This is a genomic window from Neisseria sp. P0001.S005 (assembly GCF_051963715.1).
This window is the reverse complement of record NZ_JBQCTZ010000971.1, coordinates 1-272: the sequence shown is the minus strand read 5'-3', so window position 1 is coordinate 272 and position 272 is coordinate 1. Positions and strand designations below refer to the sequence as shown.

General features: G+C 62.5%; 1 protein-coding gene. It reads left to right on the top strand.

The features are described 5' to 3' along the window. The coding region (gene rsmG, locus ACTHSP_RS23725; RefSeq protein WP_440347201.1) for a 16S rRNA (guanine(527)-N(7))-methyltransferase RsmG at positions 1 to 272 on the top strand (272 nt) is incomplete at both ends.

Below are 272 nucleotides of genomic sequence, written 5' to 3'. Positions count from 1 at the left end.
CAAACCATGCTCGACGTCGGCTCCGGCGGCGGACAGCCCGGCATACCCACCGCCATCTGCCGCCCCGACCTCGACATCACCCTCCTCGATGCCAACACCAAAAAAACCGCCTTTTTACAACAAGCCGTCATCGAACTCAGCCTTAAAAACGTCCGCGTCATCAGCGGCCGCGTAGAAGCCGCCGCCAACTGCCGCGCCGACGTCATCACCAGCCGCGCCTTTGCCGAACTCGCCGACTTCGTCAACTGGACCGAGCACCTCCTCAAAGACGG